This is a genomic window from Sphingomonas sp. PvP018 (assembly GCF_017876865.1).
Classification (GTDB): domain Bacteria; phylum Pseudomonadota; class Alphaproteobacteria; order Sphingomonadales; family Sphingomonadaceae; genus Sphingomonas; species Sphingomonas aerolata.
The window spans coordinates 1,935,167-1,957,173 of sequence record NZ_JAGIOU010000001.1 but is presented as its reverse complement, the minus strand read 5'-3'; the positions used below and the strand labels follow the sequence as shown (position 1 = coordinate 1,957,173).

The window sequence follows — 22,007 nt, the reverse complement described above, 5'->3', positions numbered from 1 at the left end:
ACGGGCATGCCGCAGCTCAGGCGGCGTGTCTGACGGCCATCGCAACGATATGTTCGATCACCTGTTCGGGGATCGGATTGGCGACCTCCAGCCCGAATCCCCCGAGATAAGACCACGCCACCCAGCCGGGATATTGGGCGAGCCCGGGTATGTCGAGCGAGAGAAACCGGCCGATCGTGACGCCATATTCGGACTGGATATTGAAACCCCGGGACGAGACATTCTGAACGATCGCCGCATGCTCGTCGCCGAAGCCGGTGACGATCGTCACGGGGAGGCTGATCGCACGACGCGTGCAATTGCGTCGATCGAGCAGATCGTGGCTGATGTCGCTGGCGAGGCGGCGGTAGGTCTTCATATGCCAGCCCTAGGCCAACAACCCTAATGCCGCGTTAAGCACGCGTCGCTCGCGTCAAAAGGCGGCGAACCCGTAATCCGCGTCCTCGTCGATACCAACCGGGGCGGGGGGGCTGGTGGTCGCCGATCGAGACGAGCGCATGCGAGCGCCGCCCTGTAGGTCTGGTTGCCCGGTCATCTGCCGAAATGCCCCGGCGCCACGCTGCGCGCCCTCGATGCGGAATTTCGCCGCCTGGTCCGACAGCGCTGCGACTTCGGCGGTCAGGTTGCGCGCCGCCGCGGAGGTCTGTTCGACCATCGCTGCATTCTGCTGCGTTGCCTGGTCCATCGCGCCGACCGCCATGCTGACCTCGGTAATCGCGCTCGACTGTGCACGATTGTCGTCCGCGATCCCGGCGAGCAGCGTGTGAACGCCGCGCACATCCGTCGAGATCGCCAACAGCGCACCATCGACCCGTTGCACGCGTTCCACCGCGGTGCCGATATCGGCCTGCGTCGCGGTCAGCTGGTCGCGCGCGCGTCCGGCCTCCTCCTCGGCACGCATCGCCAGCGCGGACACGAGGTCGGCGACGACCGCAAACCCACGGCCCGCCTCGCCGGCACGCCCTGCCTCGACCGCGGCGTTCATCGCCAGCACGCGCGTCTGGAACGCGATCTTGTCGAGTCCTTCGATCACGCTGTCGATCCCGGTCGCGCTTTCGCTGACCCGGGTCATCGCCTGGACCGCCTCGTCCGCGATCCTGCGCCCGTCCGCCACGGTGGTGATCGCGCCGTCCGCCCGCTCGACGGTCTGGCCCGCGGCGACCGCGGTAGCCTTGAGGCGCTGATCCATCTGCGCGATCGCGGCCGCGGTCTGCTCGAGGCTGGCGGCGTTGCTTTCGGTGCGCCGGGCGAGATCCTCGCTGGCCTGCGCGATCTCCTGTGATCCGGTCCGGATCATCATCGCCCCTTGCGCGACCGATCCGATCAGCCCGCGCAGGCTGGCGAGCGCGCTGTTGAAGTTGCTCTTGAGCCCGGTGAACGGCGCATGCAGGTCCGCGACCACCTCGGCAGTCAGATCGCCCTGCGCCAGCGCGGTGAGGCCGGTGCCAAGGCTGTCGACGATCAGCGCGGCCTGTGCCTGTTTCGCAGCCTCGGCGGCCTGAAGCTGGTTGCGGAACGCCAGCATCGCCTTCGCCATGTCGCCCAGTTCATCGCCGCGATCCGCGCCGGTCACCTCGGCCGCAAGATTGCCATCGCCGAGCGCGCGCATCGTGCCGGCAAGGATCACGATCGGCTGGACGACCCGGCGCTGTGCGACCATCACGAATGCCAGCGTTCCGGCAATGCCGACCGCCAGCGTGATGGCGAGCAGGATCATGGCGATCGTGCCGAGCTGCTCCGCTTTCTCGGCGGACCGTGTCGAATTCGTCTCGATCGCATCCGACGCCGCGCCCATCGACACTTCGAGCACGCGGAACTGATCGAAGAACCGGGGCAGCATCGCACGCGCGGCGACCGGATCGCGGCCGACGCGATCGATGACCTGCGTCGCGATGCGGACATAGGCCTCCATCGGCGCCGCCAGCCTGGACGTTACCGCGGCGACTTCGGCATCGCCGGTGTACGCCGAATCCGCTGCGATCCCCTCGCGCAGGGCGATGAGATGCTCGCGGAAATCCTTCTGGATATCATCCGGCTTGATCGCGCTGCCGGGCTCCGCTGCCTGGAATGTCGCGAGCACGTCGCTGCGGATCGCGTCGTGCATCATGTCCGCGCCCTGGTGATTGGAAAGCAGCGTCGTCGCATCGGTCAGACGGTGCAGCGCGGCGCTCTGCATCCACGCCGCGCCGATGCCGGTCGCACCGCAGAGCAGCATCAGTCCGAACAGGACCACGCCCGCCATCCGGATCATACGGGTCAGCGACATCGCATCACGCGACCGGGACTTCGTCATCATCATGTTTTGCTGGCCTGTTCCGTACTGGGACACGTTTCGATTTCTATAATAGGCGGGAATGCAGTGCTCGGAGGTGGCGCGTGGATATTATGACGGTGCCTCGACTGGTCGGACCCGCCCTATTACTCTCCGCGGCCTGGACGTTACCTGCCTGGGGGCAGTCCGGCCCGCCAGAAGTCGTGCAAGACCCCCCGCCACGTGCCGTCGCGATCACGGGACGCTATGTCGTCGATCTCATGGGCAACGTCGCTGGCGGCGACGTGCGGGGCGCGCGGGTGCTCGACAATCTCGAGGTCACGGCCGATGGCGACCTCGACCGGCTGGCCGGCTGGCGCGGCGCGCGCGCGCATCTCCATGTGCTGAGCAATCAGGGGGGATCGATCAATGCGCTGGCGGGGACGGTGCAGGGCGTCGACAATATCGAGGTCGCTGACGGCCGCGTGAAGCTGTACGAGGCGTGGGTCGAACAGGATCTTGCGGGTGGGCGCGCCGCGCTGCTGGTCGGGCTGTCCGATCTGAACGTCGACTTCTACCAGAATGACTCCGCGGGCATGCTGGTCGCGCCGGCGTTCGGCATCGGCTCGGAGCTGGCGGCGACGGGGCCCAACGGGCCTTCGATCTTCCCCTCGACCGCACTGACGATGCGACTGAAGACGTCGATCGGCACATCCGGCTATTTCCACGCTGCCGTCGTGAATGCGCGGGCAGGGGTGTTGGGCGATACGACGGGGATCGACCTCGGAATGCACGATGGCGCGCTTCTGATCGCGGAGGCCGGGACACGCGCCAACGGCAAGCTGGCGTTCGGTGCGTGGCGCTACACACGGCAGCAGGACGACATGCGGGCGTGCGACGGCAACGGAAATCCGGTCAAACGGACGGCGATCGGTGCCTATGTACTGGTCGATCAGCGGCTGGTCGGTGACGACGGCCGGGGCATCGATCTGTTCCTGCGCGCGGGCATATCGGACGGGAAGACGACGCCGTTTCGCGGCGGCTTTCAGACCGGGCTGCTCGCACGCGGCCTCGTTCCCGGACGGCCCGACGGGCAATTCTCGATCGGCGTCGCGCAGGGCCTTTTGTCGCAGGCTCTTCGTCAGACGGTGCGCGATGCGGGCGATCGCGCCGACGCCGCCGAGTCGGGGATCGAGATCACCTATCAGGATCGCGCGGCGCCCTTCCTCGCGGTGCAGCCCGACGTGCAATATGTTCGCCGCGCCTATGCCGGCGCAGGCCGCCGGTCGGCGTTCGTGGTCGGCCTGCGGCTGATCGCCGAGTTTTCACGTCGCTGACGGTCAGCCTCATCGCGGTTCCTACGGGTCCCCGGGAACTGGCGTTGCCGTGAGCAACGGCCAGCCGCGTCCGATCCGCGCAGCCGGCTCAGGCGGCCTGTGAGTGAAGCGCGTGCATGCGAGAGACGAAGGGAAGCGTTTCGACGAACGGCACGGGGCGGCTGAAATAATAGCCCTGCGCGCTGTCGCACTTCTCCGCGACCAGGATATTCAACTGGTCGAGCGTCTCGACCCCCTCGGCGGTCGACAGGATCCCGAGGCTCCCGCAGAGCCCAGTCACCGCACGCACGATCGCCAGGCTGTCGCTGTTGGTGCCGAGATCGCGGACGAACGACTGATCGATCTTGACCCGGTCGAACGGGAAATTGCGGATATGGCTCAGCGACGAATAGCCCGTGCCGAAATCGTCGAGCGAGATGAGCACGTCCAGTTGCTTGATGTCACGCAACTGTTTCAGGACGCTTGCCGTGTCGTCGAGCATCGCGCTTTCGGTGATCTCCAGTTCCAGGCGACGCGGATCGAGGCCGCTGACACGCAGCGCGTGTGCGACGACCGCCGGCAGCGTCCCCGACTTGAACTGCAACGCCGAGAGATTGACCGCGATCTTGACGCTGTCCGGCCAGCATGCCGCATCCCGACAGGCGCGCGTCAGGACGAATTCGCCGACCGCGCCGATCAGCCCGATCTCCTCGCACACGCTGATGAATTCGTTCGGGGGGATGATGCCGCGCTCGGGGTGATACCAGCGTGCGAGCGCCTCGAAGCCGACCACCGCATGCGTGCCGATCGCGACCTGCGGCTGGTAGTGAACCTCGAACTCTTCCGATTTCAGTGCACGACGCAGTTCGATCTCGAGCTCGCGCCGGCGGGTTGCGAAGACGTGCATGTCGGGCGTGTAGAAACAATAATTGCCGCGCCCGCCCGCCTTGGCGCTGTACAGCGCGAGATCGGCATTGCGGAGCATCACGTTGGGGTCGAGCGCGTCGACCTCGACCATGGCGACGCCGATGCTCGCGCCGATCTGGATATGGTGACCGCCAATCTCAAAGGGTTGCGTCAGTGCCTCGATGATGCGGCGGCACAGTTGCTCGATCGCATGGTCCGACGTGACATGCTGGACGAGGACCGAGAATTCGTCGCCGCCCAGCCGGGTCACGACGTCATGATGACGGACCAGCGTGACGAGACGCGATGCTACCGCGACGAGCAGCGCGTCGCCGACCGGATGGCCGAGCGTGTCGTTGACGAGCTTGAACCGGTCGAGGTCGAGACACAGCATCGCGCAGCGATCACCGCTGCGGGCGTTGCGCATCATCTCGTCGAGCCGTTCGCGCAGCATGGTTCGGTTGGGAAGATCGGTCAGGGCATCGTGCCGCGCCAGATGCGCGAGGCGGGCGGACGCGTTGCGCGCTTCGGTGACGTCGGCAACGGTGTCGAGAAAGCCGCCATCGACCAGCCGGGTGCGCTCGATCGTGATGGTCCGTCCATCCGGCCAGCGCTGTTCGATCCTCGCGCCATAGGCGGAGGCCGCGCCGTCATATTCCTCCACCAGTCGACGATGCTCGTCGGCCGTGCTGACCGACAGACAGGGACTGTTGCTGAGCAGCTGGTCGAGCGTCAGGCCCGGGACGGCATGGTCGAGCCCGTAGATGTCGAGGAACCGCTGATTGGTCAGCACCAGCCGCCGGGACGCATCGAACAACGCGAGCCCCTGGTTCATGTTGTCGAGCGCGGCCTTGAACCGCAAATTCTGAAGCGCGCTTTCCGCCAGCGCGACCTCCAGCTCCTGCGCCATCAGGCGGTTCGCGCGATCCGATCGCCGCCGATCGACATCGGTTTCGACATAGGTCGCCGACACCAGCGCGAGCAGGCGATCGGTGTCGATCCCACCGTCGGGCCGTCGCGCGCGTTCCGCCTGGCGTGCCGCGATCCGGTGGAGCACCGGCGGCTCGGTAGTGATCGGGGGCGGGGGCTTCACGCACATTCCCCGATCAGCGTGATCGTCATTGTCTGATTGTGGAGGCACGGCACCGCGGTCTGGTTTTGCGGCGCGATCTCGCCATAGGAATAGAAGCCCGCCAGCGCGATGTCCGGGCCGAGCGCGGCGGCGACCGCGGCGATTTCCTCTTCGGTGCGCTGGCCCATCAGCAGCCGCCGCCCGACACAGCTGATCGCGAGGCACGCAGAGGGTGACGTCCCCCACGCGGCGGTCTGGTCGAGCGCATGGTGCACCGCGGTCGACGCGCCGTTGATCAGTTCGTCGAACATCCCGCGCATCAGCCGTGCCTTCCACCCCTGCGGCATGTCGCCGGCAAAGGTCAGCGTCCCGGCGTCACGGTCGATGGCGAGCAATGTGCGGACGACGCGAACATCGGGGTGGGCGGGATCCCAGATCTCGAGCGGATAGAGCAGCCCCGATGCAGGCAGATCCACCGCCTCCTCACCGAGATAGCGCTCGTACAGTGCGAGCGCCGGCTCGCCGTCGAGTCCGCGCAGTGTCGATCCCGCCGCATCGTTGATCGTGCGTACGGGGCCGAACGGCTGCCAGCCGCCCGCGCTGCCATGCGCGAACCGGACATGGTCGCCGTAGAAGCCGATGGCGGCGACGACGTCTGCGTGGTGTTCGCCGCGTGCCAGGATCCGCGTGTCCGCAAACCGCGCGCCATCGCCTGCCAGCCCGCCGCTCAGCGCGACGCGATCGCCGATCACCGTGCGCAGACCGGCGACGAGGGCGCTGCCATTGACGTTCAGGCCGTTCGACAGGACGAATATCCCCGACAGTTCGTCGCCCGCGAGCTCCTTGCCAAGCGCGGCACCGGCCGAAAACGACAGGTCGGACGACGGCAGCGGCTGGACCGCGAGGCGCAGCTCGGTCCGGTCGAATCCCATGCCGAGGATGACGACCCCGTCGTCGTCGAGCCGATCACCTTCGACCATCGTCCCCGAACTGCAGCCGACGATCATCGCGGTGTCGTAGCGGTGCGCGAGCTGGTCGATGAGCGTGCGATCGGCAAGGCGGTCGGTCGGGCCGAACACGATCACCAGATCGGGGGCCGCTGGGAACATCGCCGATTCGCTGTTCGCGTTGATTTGCTTCGACCACATGAGCGCCGTCCCGGAAATGGCAGTGAACGCTGCTTGTGCCGGTGGACTGGTTTCCGGCCTGTTGCCGGCGACCTAAGGGAAACCCCTTAGTCAGCGCGTCGATTCCTCCACCCCGAAGCGGACGGATCGCAGCTGAACGACCCAAGCCCATTGAGAACGAAACAGGAACACGATAGGAGTGCCGTCATCGAGTCGGCAGGAGGATCAGGTGATGGACAGCGACGATGACGGGGTTGAAACGACCCGTGAGACATTCGGCAGGTGGCTGCTGAAACAGCGCGATCGCGGCGACTGGATCGATCCGGTCGCGGATGCAGCACGCGCCGATCGTCAGTTTCCGAAGAACGGCGACCCGGAAGCCGTACGCAAGCGCCTGCGCGAGATGTCGGCGGATGGCGATGCGTTCGCGGCGATTGACGATGCCGAAATGGACTGGATGGTGCAGTAATGGGCGCGCGACTTCGCCTGGCGCTGGTGCCGGCAGATCCACGTCAGGCGTTGCGCCAGCTGGCCGACGAGCGCGGAGAGAGCCTTTCCGCTTTGTCGCGCATGATCGACCGGTCGCCCGGCTATCTGGCGCGCTTCATCAGCGAGGGGCGTCCGGCGGCCTTGACCTGCGACAATCACCAGCGGCTCTGCACATATCTCGGCGCGGGGGAGTTCGGGCTCGGAATTCGCGACATCTGGGTCCCGCGCACATGACGCGGCGCTGCATCGGGCGCCGTGCGTGACCAATGTCCGATCCTGCAAAACCGCCCACGCGTGCGCGGCTGATCTACACCGCGCTGTGCGTGCTCGACCAGACGATCGACGATTGCTGTCCCCACCCGGTGAAGCCAAATCCGGGGCTGCGGCTGGCGCTGGCCTTGCTGCATTTCTGGGGTGAGGGCGACCGGTCGCCGTTCGACCAGTTCTGGCGGGTGGTCACTGCGGCACCCAATGCGATCACGCGGACGCCGGACACGCGGGCGACCTATGCCCGGACCTATCTCAGCGCGATCTGCCGGCAGGTCGGGATGCCGCTCAGCGTCGATATGCTGATTGGCCTGCGCAAGGCGCGCGGCCTGCCGACCTATGAAAGGCCACCCGCCGCTTGCCTGTGCCCGGTGATGGCAGAAGCGCCACAAGATAACGGCGGCGACCCGATAAGGGCCGTTGGACGCTCGCCCGATCGCGATGCTGCCGTTGGAAAAGGAACTCGCGGTGCGTGACGGCGCGCTGTCTGTCTCGATCCGGGATTCGCGGACGACATGAGGCTTGTCCGCCGCGGCCATATTTGAGACGCTCGTCATAGAGCTTACTGCTCCAAGACGGTAAGAGCTCGGCATCCCGCCCGCGACATCGACGGTGTCACACGGAGCGGGCGGGATGCTTCATACATTATCAACTACTTGATCCTAATCAAGCACTCGAGGCTCTCGCCTCCAGTGACGAGTACCCTCAGCGCCCCGCCATGATCTTTCACACGGACATGCGGGGCGCTTTTCTCGTCTTTGGCCAAGGCACGGGATCCATGCCGAAGCGGACAGCTGGGCGGGTCTGGCAAACGCTCCATGGCTCCGGCGAGCAAATACTCCCAGAGCAGCGGTCCCCGACCCGCGCTATCGATCCTGGCCGGCGAGTAATGCGCCGAGTTGTTCGAGCTGCTCCGGCAAGCCTGCCGCCGAGCCCTGCAGTGCCTCGTCGAGCGCCTCCCGGGACGGATAGAATTCGCGAAACGTCAGCAGCGTCTGTGCATCGCGGTCCTCGAAAGTCACCGTCGTGATCGCGCCCTCTTCGCCTTCGTCATTGGTCCAGACGATGCGGTCGTTCGGTACCACCTCGATATACCGGCCGTAGAAGGTCATGATATCGGAGCCGCCGGCGCTGAACCCCAGCCGGTATGTGCCGCCGGTGCGGACGTCGAGGTCGCAAGAGACCAGCGAAATGCCGGCGGCGGACTTCGGTACCCACCATCGCTGGAAGAGATCGGCCTGGCTCCACGCCTCATAGACGGTGCTGCGCGGCGCATCGAATATCCGTGTTACGACGAGTTCGCGATCGCCGCAGCGCTCGACCGCATCGCTACCCTGGCTGTCCATCGTTTTCCTCCTGCTTCAGGTCACCGATCACATTCTCCAATGCGGCAAAGCGGGCCTCGCAAAGCTGCCGGTGCGCCTCGATCCACATCGCCCCCGCGGCGAGGCCGCGCGCGCCATCGCCAATTTGGCGCAGGTTTATCACCGGGCATATCGGCCCAAAGCGTAAAAATGCGCCAGCTATATGCGCGCTATATGCCATTTCCCGGAATCGATCTCGAATTGCTACGATCGATGCGCCTAATCGCACATCCCTGAAGGCATCGTCGTGTGACGGGCGCCGTTCAAGGGGTGCATCAATGAAGTTCCGTCATGCGGCCATGGTCGTCGCGATCCTCGCTCTTCCCGTCACCGCGCAGGCGCAATCGACACCCGGCGACAAGGCCGAGGCGGCTGCGGACACGGCCCCGCCGGCAACGCTGACGGTCAGCGGTTCGGCGGCGATCGCCTCCGACTATCGGTTTCGCGGCGTGTCGCAGTCCGACCGGGAAATGGCCGTCCAGGGCGGCATCACGGTGTCGCATGAGAGCGGTCTCTATGCCGGCGTCTGGGGATCGAACCTTGCCGGCTGGGGGACGTTCGGCGGCGCCAATATGGAGCTCGACCTGATCGGGGGCTACAAGGCGAAGTTGGCCGATAACGCGACGCTCGACGCCGGGCTGACCTGGTACATGTATCCGGGTGGCGCGGACAACACAGACTTTGCCGAGCCCTATGCCAAGCTGACCGGCACCGCCGGCCCCGCGACGCTGACCGCGGGCGTCGCCTATGCGCCCAAACAGCAGGCGATCGGCAAATGGTATGCGACCGGCGCGGACGCGGTAGCGGGCGTCTATACGAGTCCGGGCGACAAGGACGACAATCTGTACCTGTGGGGCGACGGCGCGCTCGCGCTGGCGGGCACGCCGATCACCGCCAAGGCGCATGTCGGGCACAGCTGGGGGCAGGATGGGCTAGGCCCCAACGCGACCGCGGTCGCGCCGACCGGCGAGTATTGGGACTGGTCGCTCGGCGCGGATGCGACCTGGCACAACCTGACCTTCAACGTGTCGTACATCGACACCGACATTTCGGCCGCCGAGGCGACCTATCTGCGCCCCAGTTTCAGCAAGGGACAGGACGGCAGCGGCAACATCGCCGGCGGCACCATCGTCGCGTCGCTGACCGCGGCCTTTTGAGGAGAGATGGTGATGGACGACCTGCTCTGGATCCTCGTCATGGTCGGGCTGGTGGCGGCGACGCTCGCTTATGCCCGGCTTTGCGACAACGCATGAGGACGCACGCATGACGCTCGACCTCTGGCTCGCGGCGCTGACCGCGCTTGGCCTTCTTATCTACCTGGTGGCGGTCCTGATCCGCCCCGAACGCTTCTGAAGGAGGCGGACACCATGACATTCCAGGGCTGGCTCCTGATCCTCGGCTTCGTCGCCATCCTGCTCGCGCTGACCAAACCGGTCGGCGCGTGGCTTTTTGCCCTTTACGAGGGGCGGCGCACACCGCTCCACATCGTGCTCGGTCCGGTCGAACGCGGCTTCTACACGCTCGCCGGCATCGACCCGAATGCCGAGCAGGGTTGGCGGCGCTACGCGCTGCACATGCTATTCTTCAACGTTGCGTTGATGGCGTTCACCTATGCCGTGCTGCGCCTGCAGGGCGTGCTGCCGGGCAATCCGCAGGGGCTGGCGGGGCTGTCGCCGAATCTCGCGTTCAACACCGCGATCAGCTTCACCACCAACACCAACTGGCAGAGCTATGGCGGGGAATCGACGATGTCGAACCTCAGCCAGATGCTGGGGCTGACAATCCACAACTTCCTGAGTGCGGCGACCGGGATCGCGCTCGCCTTCGCGCTGTTCCGCGGCTTTGCGCGGCGGGAGTCCAAGGCGATCGGCAATTTCTGGGCGGATATGACGCGCGTCACGCTCTACGTCCTGCTGCCGATCTCGATCGTCTACGCGCTGTTCCTGATCGCCAGCGGCGTGCCGCAGACGATGGCGGGCGTGGTCGACGTCCAGACGCTCGAGGGCGCGAAACAGTCGCTGCTGCTCGGCCCGGTTGCGAGCCAGGAAGCGATCAAGATGCTCGGCACCAATGGCGGCGGCTTCTTCAACGCGAACTCGGCGCATCCGTTCGAGAACCCGACCGCGCTGACCAACCTCATCCAGATGCTGTCGATCTTCCTGATCGGCTTCGGGCTAACCTGGACGTTCGGCAAGGCGGTGGGCAACACCAAGCAGGGCTGGGCGATCCTGTCGGCGATGGTGATCCTGTTCCTTGCGGGCGTCACCGTCACTTATTGGCAGGAAGCCGCGGGCAACCCGGTGCTGCAGCATCTCGGCGTCGCGGGCGGCAACATGGAGGGCAAGGAAGTCCGCTTCGGGATCGCCGCGTCCGCCTTGTTCTCGGTCGTGACCACGGCGGCGTCGTGCGGCGCGGTCAACAGCATGCACGACAGCTTCACCGCGCTCGGCGGGATGATCCCGCTGTTCAACATGCAGTTGGGCGAGGTCGTCATCGGCGGAGTCGGCGCGGGGATCTACGGCTTCCTGCTGTTCGCGATCCTCGCGGTGTTCGTCGCTGGGCTGATGGTCGGGCGCACACCCGAATATGTCGGCAAGAAGATCGAAAGCCGCGAGGTGAAGCTGGCGGTGCTGGCGATCGCGGTGCTGCCGTTGATGATCCTCGGTCTGACCGCGCTGTCGTCGGTGCTTCAACAAGGGCTGGCGGGGCCGCTCAACAAGGGGCCGCATGGCTTCAGCGAGATCCTCTACGCCTTCACCAGCGCGGTCGCCAACAACGGCTCTGCCTTTGCGGGCCTGACCGCCAACACGCCTTATTACAACGGGCTGCTGGGCGTCGCGATGTGGGTCGGGCGGTTCTTCATCATCGTGCCGATGCTCGCCATCGCCGGGAGCCTGGCCGCGAAGAAGTACACACCCGAAAGCGCGGGCTCGTTCCCGACGACGGGCGGGCTCTGGGTGGGGCTGCTGGTCGGCATCATCCTGATCCTGGGTGGTCTCACCTTCCTGCCGGGCCTCGCGCTCGGTCCCATCGCTGATCATCTTGCGATGATCAGCGGCAAACTGTCCTGATCGGGGGCCACCATGGCAAAGACCCAGACAAAAAGCCTGTTCACGGCCGACCTCGTCGTGCCCGCGATCAAGGCCTCGTTCCTCAAGCTCAACCCCAGAGAGCTGATCCGCAATCCGGTGATGTTCGTCACCGCCGTGGTCGCGGCGTTGATGACCGTCCTGCTCGTGGTCGGGCAAGATAGCCTGTCGATCGGCTTCAAGCTCCAGCTCGTCATCTGGCTGTGGCTGACCGTGTTGTTCGGCACCTTTGCCGAAGCGCTTGCCGAGGGGCGCGGCAAGGCGCAGGCGGCGTCGTTGCGCGCGACCAAGGCCGAACTGACCGCCAAGCGGCTGAAAGGCGACGGGCGCGAGTTCGACTCGGTGCCCGCCAGCCAGCTCAAGGTCGGCGACATCGTGCTGGTCGAGACCAACGACCTCATCCCGTCGGACGGCGATGTCGTTTCGGGGGTCGCCTCGGTCAACGAGGCGGCGATCACCGGCGAGAGCGCGCCGGTGATCCGCGAGGCGGGCGGCGACCGCTCGGCGGTGACGGCGGGCACGCGCGTCATTTCCGACGAGATCCGCGTCAAGGTGACGGTCGAACCCGGCAAGGGTTTCCTCGACCGGATGATCGCGCTGGTCGAAGGCGCCGAGCGGCAGAAGACCCCCAACGAGATCGCGCTGACGCTGCTGCTCGTCGGGCTGACGATCATCTTCCTGATCGCGGTCGGCACCGTCCCGGGCTTCGCGTCCTATGCCGGCGGGTCGATCCCGGTGGCGATGCTGGCGGCGCTGCTGATCACGCTGATCCCGACGACGATCGCGGCGTTGCTGTCGGCGATCGGGATCGCGGGCATGGACCGGCTGGTGCGCTTCAACGTGCTCGCCAAGTCGGGACGTGCGGTCGAGGCGGCGGGGGACATCGACGTGCTGCTGCTCGACAAGACCGGCACGATCACGATCGGCGACCGGCAGGCGAGCGAGTTCCGCGCCGTTTCCGACACCAGTCCGCAGCAACTCGCCGAGGCCGCATTGCTGGCGAGCCTCGCCGATGAAACGCCCGAAGGCCGCTCGATCGTGGTGCTCGCGCGCAAGGCGTTCGGCGTTACGACCGACGCGCTCCCTACCGGGGCCGAGATCATCCCGTTCACCGCGCAGACCCGCATTTCGGGGGTGAAGATGGCGGACACCTTGATCCAGAAGGGCGCGGTGGATTCGATCCTGCGCGCCAATGCCGGATCGGGCGAAACCGCGGCGGCGACCGAACTGCGCCGGATCACCGACGAGATCGCCCGCGCGGGCGGGACACCGCTGGCGGTGGCGCAGGACGGGCGCCTGCTCGGCGCGATCTTCCTCAAGGACGTGGTCAAGGCCGGCATCCGCGAACGGTTCGGCGAGCTGCGCGCGATGGGGATCCGCACGGTGATGATCACCGGCGACAATCCGCTGACCGCAGCGGCGATCGCGGCCGAGGCCGGGGTGGACGATTTCCTCGCCCAGGCGACGCCCGAGGACAAGCTGGAGCTGATCCGCAAGGAACAGACCGGCGGCAGGCTGGTCGCGATGTGCGGTGACGGCACCAATGACGCGCCCGCGCTCGCGCAGGCCGATGTCGGGGTCGCGATGAACACCGGCACGCAGGCGGCGCGCGAGGCGGGCAACATGGTCGATCTCGACAGCGATCCGACCAAGTTGATCGAGGTCGTCGGCCTCGGCAAGCAGTTGCTGATGACGCGCGGGGCGCTGACGACCTTCTCGGTCGCCAATGACGTCGCGAAATATTTCGCGATCATCCCGGCGATGTTCGTCGTGCTCTATCCGGGGCTTGGCGTGCTCAACGTGATGCGGCTGGGGAGTCCTGAAAGCGCGATCCTGTCGGCGATCATCTTCAACGCGGTCATCATCCCCTGCCTCGTCCCGCTGGCGCTGCGCGGCGTCGCCTACAGGCCGATGGCAGCCGGGCCGCTGCTCGCGCGCAACCTCGCGGTGTATGGCCTTGGTGGCCTCGTCGCACCGTTCATCGGCATCAAGCTCATCGACCTTGTGGTCGGTGGCCTCGGTCTCGCATAAGGAAAGACAGACATGGGCAAGGATTTCACCTCCGCGCTGCGGCCGGCGATCGTCATGACGATCCTGTTCGCGGTCCTTCTCGGGCTCGTCTACCCGCTCGCCATGACCGGTATCGGCCAGGCGATCTTCCCGAGCCAGGCGAACGGCAGCCTGGTGCGCGACGCCCGCGGCACCGTGATCGGCTCGACCGTGGTGGGACAGGCGTTCACGACCGATCGCTATTTCCAGACGCGGCCATCGGCGGCCGGCAAGGGCTATGACGGTCTGGCGTCGTCGGGGTCGAACCTCGGCGCGGCGAGCCAGGCGCTGGTCGATCGCGTGACGCCCGACGTCGCGAAACGCCGTGCCGAGGGTGTGGCTGGTCCGGTGCCTGCCGATCTGGTCACCGCCAGTGGTTCGGGCCTCGACCCCGACCTGTCGCCCGCCGCCGCGCTGGCGCAGGCGCCACGCATCGCGCGTGTTCGCGGCGTGCCGGTCGAGCGGGTTCGCGCTTTGGTCACGGACGCGACGGATGCGTCCATCCTCGGGGAGCCGCACGTCAACGTGCTGGCGCTCAACCGCGCGCTTGACGCCCTGTCGGCCTCGGGCGCGCCCGCGCGCTGATGCCGGTATCGGGCGACGGCAGACCTGATCCCGACGCCCTCCTGCGCGCCGCTGCGCAGGAGGGCAGGGGGCGCTTCAAGGTGTTCCTCGGCGCCGCGCCCGGAGTCGGCAAGACGTTCGAGATGCTGTCCGAGGGCGCCGCGCGCAGGCGGGACGGCGTGGACGTCGTCGTCGGCGTGGTGGAAACGCATGGACGGGCGGAAACCCAGGCGCTGACCCGCGGCCACGAGATCATTCCGAGGCGGGCGGTCGCCTATGAAGGCCGCACGCTCCAGGAGATGGATCTGGATGCGATCCTCGCGCGCGCGCCGCGCCTCGTCCTCGTCGACGAGCTCGCACACACCAATGCGCCGGGCAGTCGCCATCCCAAACGCTATCAGGACGTCGAGGAACTGCTGGTCGCCGGAATCGACGTCTATTCGACCGTCAACATCCAGCACGTCGAGAGCCTGAACGACATCGTCGCCAGCTTCACCCGCGTCCGGGTGCGCGAGACGGTGCCCGACAGCGTGCTGGAAATGGCCGAGATCGAGGTCGTCGACATCCCGCCCGATGAGCTGATCGAGCGGCTGCGCGCCGGCAAGGTGTATCTGCCGCACGAGGCGACGCGGGCGCTGTCGCACTTCTTCTCCAAATCCAACCTGTCCGCTTTGCGCGAACTCGCGTTGCGGCGCGCGGCACAGGCGGTCGACGCGCGGATGCTCGACGACGTTCGTGCACTCGGGCTCGGCGGCACCTGGGCGGGCAGCGACCGGATCGTCGTCGCGATCAACGAATTGCCCGGTGCCGACACGCTGGTGCGCGCCGCCAAGCGCGTGGCTGACGGTCTGCGTGGCCCCTGGACCGCGCTCTTCATCGAAACCCCGCGCGTCGCGAATTTCTCCGACGCTGAACATCAGCGCGTGGCCGCGGCGATGACGCTGGCGACGCAGCTCGGTGCAGCCGTCGCGACGGTGCCCGCGACCGATGTGGTGGCGGGTATCCAGGGCTTTCTCGCCGATGCCCGCGCGACGCAGCTGGTCATGGGAAAGTCGCACCGGTCGCGGTGGTTCGAGTTTCTGCACGGTTCGGTCGTCGACCGCGTGATCCGCGATACCCCGGGGGTCACCGTCCATGTGTTGCCCGTGGCTGCAGATCCACGCGGTCGGGACCGTGGTCGCCGCCGGCCGGCGCGGTGGGGTACGCCCGCCGGCTATGTGGTTACGACCGCACTCGTCGCGAGCGTCACCGGCGTCGCCAGCGCCCTGTTCCACATCCTCGATCTCGGCAACGTCGCGCTGTTGTACCTGTTGCCGGTCATGGCCGCCGCCAGCCTCTATGGCCTGCGGACCGGTCTTTACGCGGGCATCGCCTCCAGCCTTGCCTACAATTTCTTCTTCCTGCCGCCGGTCGGTACGCTGAGCATCAGCAATCCCGAAAATCTGGTCTCTGTCGTCGTCCTGCTCGCCATCGCGGTCGCGACGAGCCAGCTGACCTCGCGCGTCCGGGCGCAGGCGGATCTGGCCGCGGCGAGTGCGCGGACCAACGCGACGCTCGCCGGGTTCCTGCGCCAGATCACGAGCGTCAACGACCTCGACGTCGCGGCGCAGATGATCTGCGACGACGTCCGCGGGCTGCTCGACGTACAGGTCGTCCTGCTGGTGCCCGGGGTCGGCAAGAACCTGGAGATCCTCGCGGCCAGCGATGCCGGCTATCATCTCGGCACGATGGATACCGCCGCGGCGACCTGGGCACTCGACACGGGGATGGCGGCGGGGAAGGGCTCGGGCACGCTCGCGGCATCGGAGTGGCTGTTTCAGCCGCTGAAGGCCGGGGGCCATGTGCTCGGCGTGCTCGGCGTGGCCAAGGACAGCGCAGCCGACCCGGTCCGCGCCGATCAGCTGCCGCTGCTCAGCAGCCTGCTCGACCAGTCCGCCTTGGTGCTCGAGCGGCTGCGGCTCGAGGTCGAGATGCGCGACGTCGAGACCGTACGGACGCGCGACCGCCTGCGCGCGGCGCTGCTGTCGTCGGTGAGCCATGACCTGCGCACGCCGCTGACCGCGGTCATTGCCGCGGCGGACCAGCTCAAGCATGGCGCGACGCCCGACCTGATCGCGACGATCAAGGCCGAGGCCGCGCGGCTCAATCGTTTCGTCGCCAATCTGCTCGACATGGCACGGGTCGAGGCGGGCGCGCTGAAGCTCAACATCGAACCGACCGATCTCAGCGATGCGGTGACGGGCGCGGCGCACGATGCACGGCGCGCGCTGGAGGGCCATGCGGTCCGGCTCGATGTCCCGCCCGACCTGCCTTTGGTCTATACCGACCCGCAGCTGCTCCATCATTGCCTGCTCAACCTGCTCGACAATGCCGGGCGCTACGGCGATCCCGGGACCGAGATCGTGATCGAGGGGCGGCACCGGTTCGGTGAGCTTCGGCTGGCGGTCATGGATCACGGACCCGGCCTGCCGCCGGGCAAGGAAACCGAAGTGTTCGAGACGTTCCGCCGCCTCGAAGGGTCCGATCGCGCGGTGGGCGGAACGGGTCTCGGCCTCGCGATCGTCAAGGCGTTCGCGGAGGCGATGGACATGACGGTCGAGGCCGGGAACCGCGACGATGGTAGCGGAGCCGCCTTCGCACTGATCTTCTCCCGCGCGCTCATCGTCCGCGACCTCAAACCCGAAAGCATCGCCTGAATGCCCGCAAAGATTCTCGTGGTGGACGACGAAGCCGCGATCCGCCGCCTGCTGCGCAACACACTCACCCGCGCGGGCTATGCCGTGGTCGAGGCCGAGGACGGGCGGCAGGCGCTGCAGCAGGCAGCGGTCGAGCATCCAAGTGCGGTCCTGCTCGACCTCGGCCTGCCCGACCGCGACGGGTTGAGCCTGATCCCGCTGCTGCGGACGCATGGCGATGCGGTGATCCTGGTGGTGTCGGCACGCGATGCGGTCGACGAGAAGGTCACAGCACTCGATCTGGGGGCGGATGATTTCATCACCAAGCCGTTCGACAGCGAGGAACTGCTCGCCCGCCTGCGGGTGGCGCTGCGTCATCATGGACTGTCCGAAACCACGCCTAAGATCGTGCGCACCGGTGACGTCAGCATCGATCTCGATCGCCGGGTCGTGTTCCGGGGCGCGGAGGAACTGCATCTCACCCGCAAGGAGCATGACGTGCTCGCGGTGCTTGCCCGGCACATCGGCCGCGTCGTGACGCATCAGCGCGTGCTCGCCGCGGCCTGGGGCGGCGAGGAGGATCCGCGCGTCGAATATCTCCGCATCGTCATCCGCAACCTGCGGCAGAAGCTGGAGCACCCGGGACCAGTCGGCAGCGTGATCGCCAACGAACTGGGCGTCGGCTACCGCTTGCGTGCCGATGCGTAGCGAGGTCCTTGCGGATATCTCGATTGACATAGCATCGACGGGCACCGCGACTTGGATGCCTGACCGATGCCGGTGTCCTCGTCAGGCGGCCGTGCTGACGGGCGTTTCCGAAATGAGCGACAGATACAGGTTCGCGAGTTCGTAATGGCGGGCGCAGGCGCTTGGATCTTCGGTGGCGGCGGCCATTGCAATTTCCTGCTCGGCTCGCCGTTCGAAATAGCACCGATCTGCGTCCGTCATCGTCAAGCCCCTCGCGCAGCATCGCCCGCGTATGTTCCGCCGCCGGCGAGTGCCAGCCATGCGGCGTCCTAGGCGCGGGACCAGATCGCGACAAGGCCTATTGTTCGCTATATGTTCTTTGGTTAAGGACCCTCAATCCGTGGCGAAGTCCGTGCGTGTCGGTCGGACTCCGGAGGGCTCGTTCAGTACAGTTCTGGGTGCGCGTCCGTTGACGAATGGATACATGCCAAATCGGGCTGAACTATAGCCGTTTGGGATGTTCATGAAAAGTAAATAGAAATTGTTCTCAGATGCATCCATGGCTTATGATTTCTCCATGACCGATCTATCCTATCCAGTCGGTGATGATACCCAGCGTGTGGTGCTGCAACTCCAGAACGCGATACTTAAGAGGATTGCCCGGGGCGAGGGTCTGGACGTCACCTGTCGGTCGTTATGCGAGCAGGTCGAGCAGTTGGTGCCCGGCGTGATCTGTTCGGTCCTGACGGTCGACCGCGCGGGCAGGATGCATCCGCTGGCCGGCCCCAGTCTTCCGGAGTCGTATTCGCAGGCAATCGATGGCGCCGCGATCGGGCCGCTGGCGGGGTCGTGCGGCACCGCCGCGTATCTTGGCACCGATATCAGCGTCGCGGATATCGCGACCGATCCGCGCTGGGCGGATTTCAAGCATCTGGTGGCGCCGCTCGGTCTGCGCGGCTGCTGGTCGAGCCCGATATCGAATCCGGACGGGCTCACCGTGGCGACCTTCGCCTTCTATTACCGCGAAGCGCGGGGTCCGACGGCGTTCGAACGCGTGCTCGTCGAACATTGCCTGCATCTCTGCCTGATCGCCATCGACCGCCATAACCGCGTCGTCGAGCATGAGCGGCGTGCCTTTACCGACACGCTGACGGAACTGCCCAACCGGGCCGCCTTCAATGCGGCATTGGCCGATATCCGGGAGCGCTCGGTCGCGCGCTGGGCGCTGTTCGTGCTCGATCTCGACAATCTGAAGGTGATCAACGACACGTTCGGGCATCCGGCCGGCGATGCTGTCCTGCGGATCGTCGGTCAGCGGATCGCGGCGGCGGGGGAGCCCGGGCGGACCTTTCGGGTGGGCGGCGACGAATTCGCGCTGATCCTGGAGTCGGCGGACGACCTGGCCGAACCCGATGCAATCGCGCAGCGGATCCTCGATGCGCTGGGCCGACCCGCCGATTGCGGCGGACAGATCGTCGTGCCGCGCGCGACCATCGGTGGCGCGGTCTATATCGCGGGCGATCCCGTGACCGACCCTGTGCGCCAGAACGCCGATTTCGCGCTGTACCATGCAAAGGATACCGCGCGTGGCAGCTTCGTGATGTATTCGGCGGCGCTGGGTTCGAGCATGACGCGGCGTCTGCATGCGATCCGCGATGTCAGCGCGGCACTCTGCGACGGACGGATCGAGGCCTATTACCAGCCGATCTTCCGGCTCGACACGCGCGAGATCGTCGGCCTGGAAGCGCTGTGCCGGATGCGCATCGGCGACCGGATCATTTCCGCCGCCGCGTTCCACGAAGCCACCAGCGATGCGCGGGTTTCGACCGCGCTGACCGAGCGGATGATGGGGCTTGTCGCCGCCGACATCCGGACCTGGCTCGATCTGGGTCTCGCGGTCCAGCATGTCGGGATCAACGTCTCGTCGGAGGATTTGAGCGGCGGGGCGATTGCGCGCGTGCTCGCATCGGCGTTCGAACGCCATGACGTCTCGCTAGAGCATGTCATCCTGGAGGTCACCGAGACCGTGTATATGGGCCGGGGCGACCAGGCGATCCAGGAGGCGATCCGCGCGCTGCGCGACCACGGCATCCGGGTGGCGCTCGACGATTTCGGCACTGGTTTCGCGTCGCTCACGCATCTCCTGACGGTGCCCGTCGACGTGATCAAGATCGACAAGACGTTCGTCGATCATCTCGAACCCGACAGTGTCAGCGCGACGATCGTCGAAGGGCTGATCCGTGTCGCCAAGAAGATGGGCATCCGGATCGTCGCGGAGGGAATCGAGTCGGATCAGCAGATCGCGCAGCTTCGCGCGATCGGCTGCGTGCTCGGCCAGGGATTCGTATTCTCCCCCGCCGTCGACCGGGATGCGACGACCGCGCTTCTGGCGATGCACGGGCAGCGCGAGGCGCGGCGTGTCGGCAGTGGCGGGATGGCACGGGCCTCGTGAGGATGCGGCCGGCCTAGGCCGGCGGTACCGCGAGATTCGGGCGCTGCGCTGCGCTGCGCTCGCAGCCCGGCTTTACTGGTAACGGAGCGTCTTTCCGAACCCTTCATTCGTCTTGGCCATCTTGGCAATCTTGCGCAGCTGGCCGCGGACATGGCGCTGGAACCGAATATCGTCATAGATACCGGTCGCGGAATAGTCGTCCTGGGCGATCAGGTCCTTGAGCCGTTTTGCAAAACCGGCCTGATCCTCGGTGCAGTCCGGCAACTGCAGCGCCCGGCAGGCCCATTCCTCGGCAGCCGCCTTGTCATAATCGTCCTGCGCCTCGTAGCCGCGCCGGTCCGCCATTGCCTGGTCGAGCTTCGCCGCGGCAAGCCGCCGCTCGAGCCAGATTTTGACTAGGGTCCCGTCCCACGCCGCGCTTTTGGTATTCGCCGGATCATTCATCGTTCGCTCCAATACATTCCGGCATATGCGCAAATCGGGGACGTTCAAGCGCGTTTGCGGGCGCTGCTCTGCGTATCGGGGTGATACCCAGGTCGGCGCACGATCGAGCGCGCGCAGGCATGGAGCGCATTGACGGTGTCAGCCGTTGACGAGGCCGATCAGACAATCGCTCCAACCGACAGGATCCCTTATGCTTCGTTCCCTTCTGATAGGCCTGGTGGCCGGACAGCGTGCGATGACGCCGCTTGCTGCACTGGCTGGCGCAGCCCAGCGCGGCACGCTCCCCGAGGACACCGCCGGGGCGCGTCTGATGGCGATGCCGCTGATCACCGCCGGGGGTGTGGCGATGGCCGCGGCCGAAATGGCCGGTGACAAGATGAAGACCGCGCCCGATCGTACGGTATTTCTCGGTCTGCTCGCGCGCACGATCACGGGCGGCTTTGCCGGCGCGGCGCTCGCCCCGCCAAAGCGTCAGCTGACGGGCGCGGCGCTCGGGATCGGTGCGGCGATCCTGTCGTCCTATGGCGGGCTTGCCGCCCGCAAATGGGCGATGGAACGCTGGGGGCAGACGAGCACCGGGTTCGTCGAGGACGCGATCCTGATGTCCGCAGCGACCGCGATCGTTCACGCCAGGCCGGCGCACGCCTGACGCCGGATCGCCGTCAGCGGCGGCCGCCACGCCTCCGCTGACGGCACGATCTCCGACTAGATCTGGCTGTCTTCAGACTTTGCTTCGTTACAATAGATCAGCTTTCGATCTATCGCCTCCGGCACCTGCTTCTCGCGCACAAACAACAGTGATAAGCGCGAGATATTACGGGGGGATCTATGATTCGAGCAATCATTCTGGCTGCGGCATTTGCGGCGACGGTTCCAGCAGGGGCTTCGGCGAAGGATGATCCGAACACGCTGACACACGGCATGGTGCAGATGAACCTGAAGGTCGGCACCACGACGCAGGCACAGATCATCGAGGCGTTTGGCGGGCCGAACATTACCACTATCGATGGTTCCGGACAGGAAATGTGGGTCTATGACCGCCATGCCACGGTGTCTTACGACAAGACATCGGGGTTTTCGATCGGCCTGTTCGGCGGCGGTGGTGGCGGCGGCGGCGCGGGGCTTGGCGGTCTGGGGTTCAGCAACAAGAAGTCGCGGTCGAGCCAGTCGTCGCGCGCCATGACACTCGTGATCAAGTTCGACGCGAACAAGGTGGTCAGCGATTTTCAAAGCCGCAGCAGTTCGTTCTAAGGGG

21 protein-coding genes are annotated in these 22,007 nt (G+C 66.3%); 14 read left to right on the top strand and 7 right to left on the bottom strand.

Going from position 1 to position 22,007, the window contains the following annotated elements; translation table 11 throughout:
* Positions 1-16 precede the first annotated feature (16 nt).
* Both J3A66_RS08520 and J3A66_RS08515 read right to left on the bottom strand, forming a co-directional pair.
* Positions 17-358: a PilZ domain-containing protein gene (locus tag J3A66_RS08520; protein WP_192139326.1), complete on the bottom strand. Its 342-nt coding sequence runs from the start codon at positions 356-358 to the stop codon at positions 17-19.
* A 54-nt stretch (positions 359-412) separates the two neighbouring features.
* Complete coding sequence (locus J3A66_RS08515) at positions 413-2,299, bottom strand: HAMP domain-containing methyl-accepting chemotaxis protein (RefSeq protein ID WP_209568261.1); 1,887 nt, start codon at positions 2,297-2,299, stop codon at positions 413-415.
* Between the two features lie 176 nt (positions 2,300-2,475).
* Between J3A66_RS08515 and J3A66_RS08510 the strand changes: the two genes are divergently transcribed.
* On the top strand, positions 2,476-3,588 hold the full coding sequence (locus J3A66_RS08510) for a carbohydrate porin (protein ID WP_348634019.1): 1,113 nt from the start codon (positions 2,476-2,478) through the stop codon (positions 3,586-3,588).
* Between the two features lie 88 nt (positions 3,589-3,676).
* Here J3A66_RS08510 and J3A66_RS08505 read toward each other — a convergent pair whose 3' ends face one another.
* Both J3A66_RS08505 and J3A66_RS08500 read right to left on the bottom strand, forming a co-directional pair.
* Entirely contained in the window at positions 3,677-5,566 is a 1,890-nt protein-coding gene (locus J3A66_RS08505) for an EAL domain-containing protein (protein ID WP_209568259.1), read from the bottom strand.
* A complete protein-coding gene (locus J3A66_RS08500; RefSeq protein ID WP_209568256.1) occupies positions 5,563-6,693 on the bottom strand; it encodes an FIST N-terminal domain-containing protein in 1,131 nt (376 codons plus the stop codon). Before J3A66_RS08500 ends, J3A66_RS08505 begins: the two co-directional genes overlap by 4 nt.
* Positions 6,694-6,904: 211 nt before the next feature.
* Here J3A66_RS08500 and J3A66_RS08495 point away from each other — a divergent pair, with 211 nt between their 5' ends.
* The 3 genes from J3A66_RS08495 to J3A66_RS08485 are packed head-to-tail and all read left to right on the top strand — an operon-like array spanning position 6,905 to position 7,904.
* Positions 6,905-7,141 carry a hypothetical protein gene (locus J3A66_RS08495; protein WP_192098810.1) on the top strand — a complete coding sequence of 79 codons (237 nt, stop codon included), beginning with the start codon at positions 6,905-6,907 and terminating at the stop codon, positions 7,139-7,141.
* Positions 7,141-7,395, top strand: a complete 255-nt coding sequence (locus J3A66_RS08490) for a hypothetical protein (protein ID WP_159511602.1) — start codon at positions 7,141-7,143, stop codon at positions 7,393-7,395. The genes J3A66_RS08495 and J3A66_RS08490 overlap by 1 nt, the downstream gene beginning before the upstream one ends.
* A gap of 32 nt (positions 7,396-7,427) precedes the next feature.
* On the top strand, positions 7,428-7,904 hold the full coding sequence (locus J3A66_RS08485) for a hypothetical protein (RefSeq protein WP_209568254.1): 477 nt from the start codon (positions 7,428-7,430) through the stop codon (positions 7,902-7,904).
* Positions 7,905-8,294: 390 nt separating this feature from the next.
* Here the strand turns inward: J3A66_RS08485 and J3A66_RS08480 are convergent, their stop codons facing one another.
* Positions 8,295-8,774 (bottom strand): SRPBCC domain-containing protein, encoded by a 480-nt coding sequence (locus J3A66_RS08480; protein WP_209568252.1) that lies wholly within the window; start codon positions 8,772-8,774, stop codon positions 8,295-8,297.
* Positions 8,775-9,070: 296 nt separating this feature from the next.
* Here J3A66_RS08480 and J3A66_RS08475 point away from each other — a divergent pair, with 296 nt between their 5' ends.
* The 7 genes from J3A66_RS08475 (at position 9,071) to J3A66_RS08445 (ending at position 17,877) form a co-directional block, all read left to right on the top strand.
* Positions 9,071-9,949: a TorF family putative porin gene (locus J3A66_RS08475; RefSeq protein WP_209568250.1), complete on the top strand. Its 879-nt coding sequence runs from the start codon at positions 9,071-9,073 to the stop codon at positions 9,947-9,949.
* 106 nt (positions 9,950-10,055) lie between these two features.
* The gene (gene kdpF, locus J3A66_RS08470) at positions 10,056-10,145 is read left to right on the top strand and encodes a K(+)-transporting ATPase subunit F (protein WP_022685962.1); all 90 of its coding nucleotides are present in this window, start codon (positions 10,056-10,058) and stop codon (positions 10,143-10,145) included.
* A gap of 14 nt (positions 10,146-10,159) precedes the next feature.
* The gene (kdpA, locus tag J3A66_RS08465; RefSeq protein ID WP_209568248.1) at positions 10,160-11,863 is read left to right on the top strand and encodes a potassium-transporting ATPase subunit KdpA; all 1,704 of its coding nucleotides are present in this window, start codon (positions 10,160-10,162) and stop codon (positions 11,861-11,863) included.
* A 12-nt stretch (positions 11,864-11,875) separates the two neighbouring features.
* Positions 11,876-13,912 (top strand): potassium-transporting ATPase subunit KdpB, encoded by a 2,037-nt coding sequence (gene kdpB / locus J3A66_RS08460; protein ID WP_209568246.1) that lies wholly within the window; start codon positions 11,876-11,878, stop codon positions 13,910-13,912.
* 12 nt (positions 13,913-13,924) lie between these two features.
* The gene (gene kdpC / locus J3A66_RS08455) at positions 13,925-14,515 is read left to right on the top strand and encodes a potassium-transporting ATPase subunit KdpC (RefSeq protein ID WP_209568236.1); all 591 of its coding nucleotides are present in this window, start codon (positions 13,925-13,927) and stop codon (positions 14,513-14,515) included.
* Positions 14,515-17,190, top strand: a complete 2,676-nt coding sequence (locus J3A66_RS08450) for a sensor histidine kinase KdpD (protein ID WP_209568229.1) — start codon at positions 14,515-14,517, stop codon at positions 17,188-17,190. The genes kdpC and J3A66_RS08450 overlap by 1 nt, the downstream gene beginning before the upstream one ends.
* Positions 17,191-17,877 carry a response regulator transcription factor gene (locus J3A66_RS08445; RefSeq protein ID WP_056679288.1) on the top strand — a complete coding sequence of 229 codons (687 nt, stop codon included), beginning with the start codon at positions 17,191-17,193 and terminating at the stop codon, positions 17,875-17,877.
* An 81-nt stretch (positions 17,878-17,958) separates the two neighbouring features.
* Here J3A66_RS08445 and J3A66_RS08440 read toward each other — a convergent pair whose 3' ends face one another.
* The gene (locus J3A66_RS08440) at positions 17,959-18,117 is read right to left on the bottom strand and encodes a hypothetical protein (protein WP_156363512.1); all 159 of its coding nucleotides are present in this window, start codon (positions 18,115-18,117) and stop codon (positions 17,959-17,961) included.
* Positions 18,118-18,433: 316 nt separating this feature from the next.
* Here J3A66_RS08440 and J3A66_RS08435 point away from each other — a divergent pair, with 316 nt between their 5' ends.
* Positions 18,434-20,308 (top strand): GGDEF domain-containing protein, encoded by a 1,875-nt coding sequence (locus tag J3A66_RS08435; protein ID WP_245336736.1) that lies wholly within the window; start codon positions 18,434-18,436, stop codon positions 20,306-20,308.
* Between the two features lie 72 nt (positions 20,309-20,380).
* On the opposite strand, the gene J3A66_RS08430 is transcribed toward J3A66_RS08435, so the two are convergent.
* Positions 20,381-20,752, bottom strand: a complete 372-nt coding sequence (locus J3A66_RS08430) for a hypothetical protein (protein ID WP_056408989.1) — start codon at positions 20,750-20,752, stop codon at positions 20,381-20,383.
* Between the two features lie 190 nt (positions 20,753-20,942).
* Here J3A66_RS08430 and J3A66_RS08425 point away from each other — a divergent pair, with 190 nt between their 5' ends.
* Positions 20,943-21,401, top strand: a complete 459-nt coding sequence (locus J3A66_RS08425) for a membrane protein (RefSeq protein ID WP_031440233.1) — start codon at positions 20,943-20,945, stop codon at positions 21,399-21,401.
* Positions 21,402-21,580: 179 nt separating this feature from the next.
* Positions 21,581-22,003, top strand: coding sequence for a hypothetical protein (locus J3A66_RS08420; protein WP_043158327.1), 423 nt, complete (start codon positions 21,581-21,583; stop codon positions 22,001-22,003).
* The last annotated feature ends 4 nt before the right edge of the window (positions 22,004-22,007 follow it).

Coding starts and splice junctions, on each gene's coding strand:
- J3A66_RS08520 (WP_192139326.1), bottom strand. CDS start 358: ATGAAGACCTACCGCCGCCTCGCCAGCGACATCAGCCACGATCTGCTC.
- J3A66_RS08515 (WP_209568261.1), bottom strand. CDS start 2,299: ATGATGATGACGAAGTCCCGGTCGCGTGATGCGATGTCGCTGACCCGT.
- J3A66_RS08500 (WP_209568256.1), bottom strand. CDS start 6,693: ATGTGGTCGAAGCAAATCAACGCGAACAGCGAATCGGCGATGTTCCCA.
- J3A66_RS08495 (WP_192098810.1), top strand. CDS start 6,905: ATGGACAGCGACGATGACGGGGTTGAAACGACCCGTGAGACATTCGGC.
- J3A66_RS08490 (WP_159511602.1), top strand. CDS start 7,141: ATGGGCGCGCGACTTCGCCTGGCGCTGGTGCCGGCAGATCCACGTCAG.
- J3A66_RS08485 (WP_209568254.1), top strand. CDS start 7,428: ATGTCCGATCCTGCAAAACCGCCCACGCGTGCGCGGCTGATCTACACC.
- J3A66_RS08480 (WP_209568252.1), bottom strand. CDS start 8,774: ATGGACAGCCAGGGTAGCGATGCGGTCGAGCGCTGCGGCGATCGCGAA.
- J3A66_RS08475 (WP_209568250.1), top strand. CDS start 9,071: ATGAAGTTCCGTCATGCGGCCATGGTCGTCGCGATCCTCGCTCTTCCC.
- kdpF (WP_022685962.1), top strand. CDS start 10,056: ATGACGCTCGACCTCTGGCTCGCGGCGCTGACCGCGCTTGGCCTTCTT.
- kdpA (WP_209568248.1), top strand. CDS start 10,160: ATGACATTCCAGGGCTGGCTCCTGATCCTCGGCTTCGTCGCCATCCTG.
- kdpB (WP_209568246.1), top strand. CDS start 11,876: ATGGCAAAGACCCAGACAAAAAGCCTGTTCACGGCCGACCTCGTCGTG.
- kdpC (WP_209568236.1), top strand. CDS start 13,925: ATGGGCAAGGATTTCACCTCCGCGCTGCGGCCGGCGATCGTCATGACG.
- J3A66_RS08450 (WP_209568229.1), top strand. CDS start 14,515: ATGCCGGTATCGGGCGACGGCAGACCTGATCCCGACGCCCTCCTGCGC.
- J3A66_RS08445 (WP_056679288.1), top strand. CDS start 17,191: ATGCCCGCAAAGATTCTCGTGGTGGACGACGAAGCCGCGATCCGCCGC.
- J3A66_RS08440 (WP_156363512.1), bottom strand. CDS start 18,117: ATGACGGACGCAGATCGGTGCTATTTCGAACGGCGAGCCGAGCAGGAA.
- J3A66_RS08435 (WP_245336736.1), top strand. CDS start 18,434: ATGACCGATCTATCCTATCCAGTCGGTGATGATACCCAGCGTGTGGTG.
- J3A66_RS08430 (WP_056408989.1), bottom strand. CDS start 20,752: ATGAATGATCCGGCGAATACCAAAAGCGCGGCGTGGGACGGGACCCTA.
- J3A66_RS08425 (WP_031440233.1), top strand. CDS start 20,943: ATGCTTCGTTCCCTTCTGATAGGCCTGGTGGCCGGACAGCGTGCGATG.
- J3A66_RS08420 (WP_043158327.1), top strand. CDS start 21,581: ATGATTCGAGCAATCATTCTGGCTGCGGCATTTGCGGCGACGGTTCCA.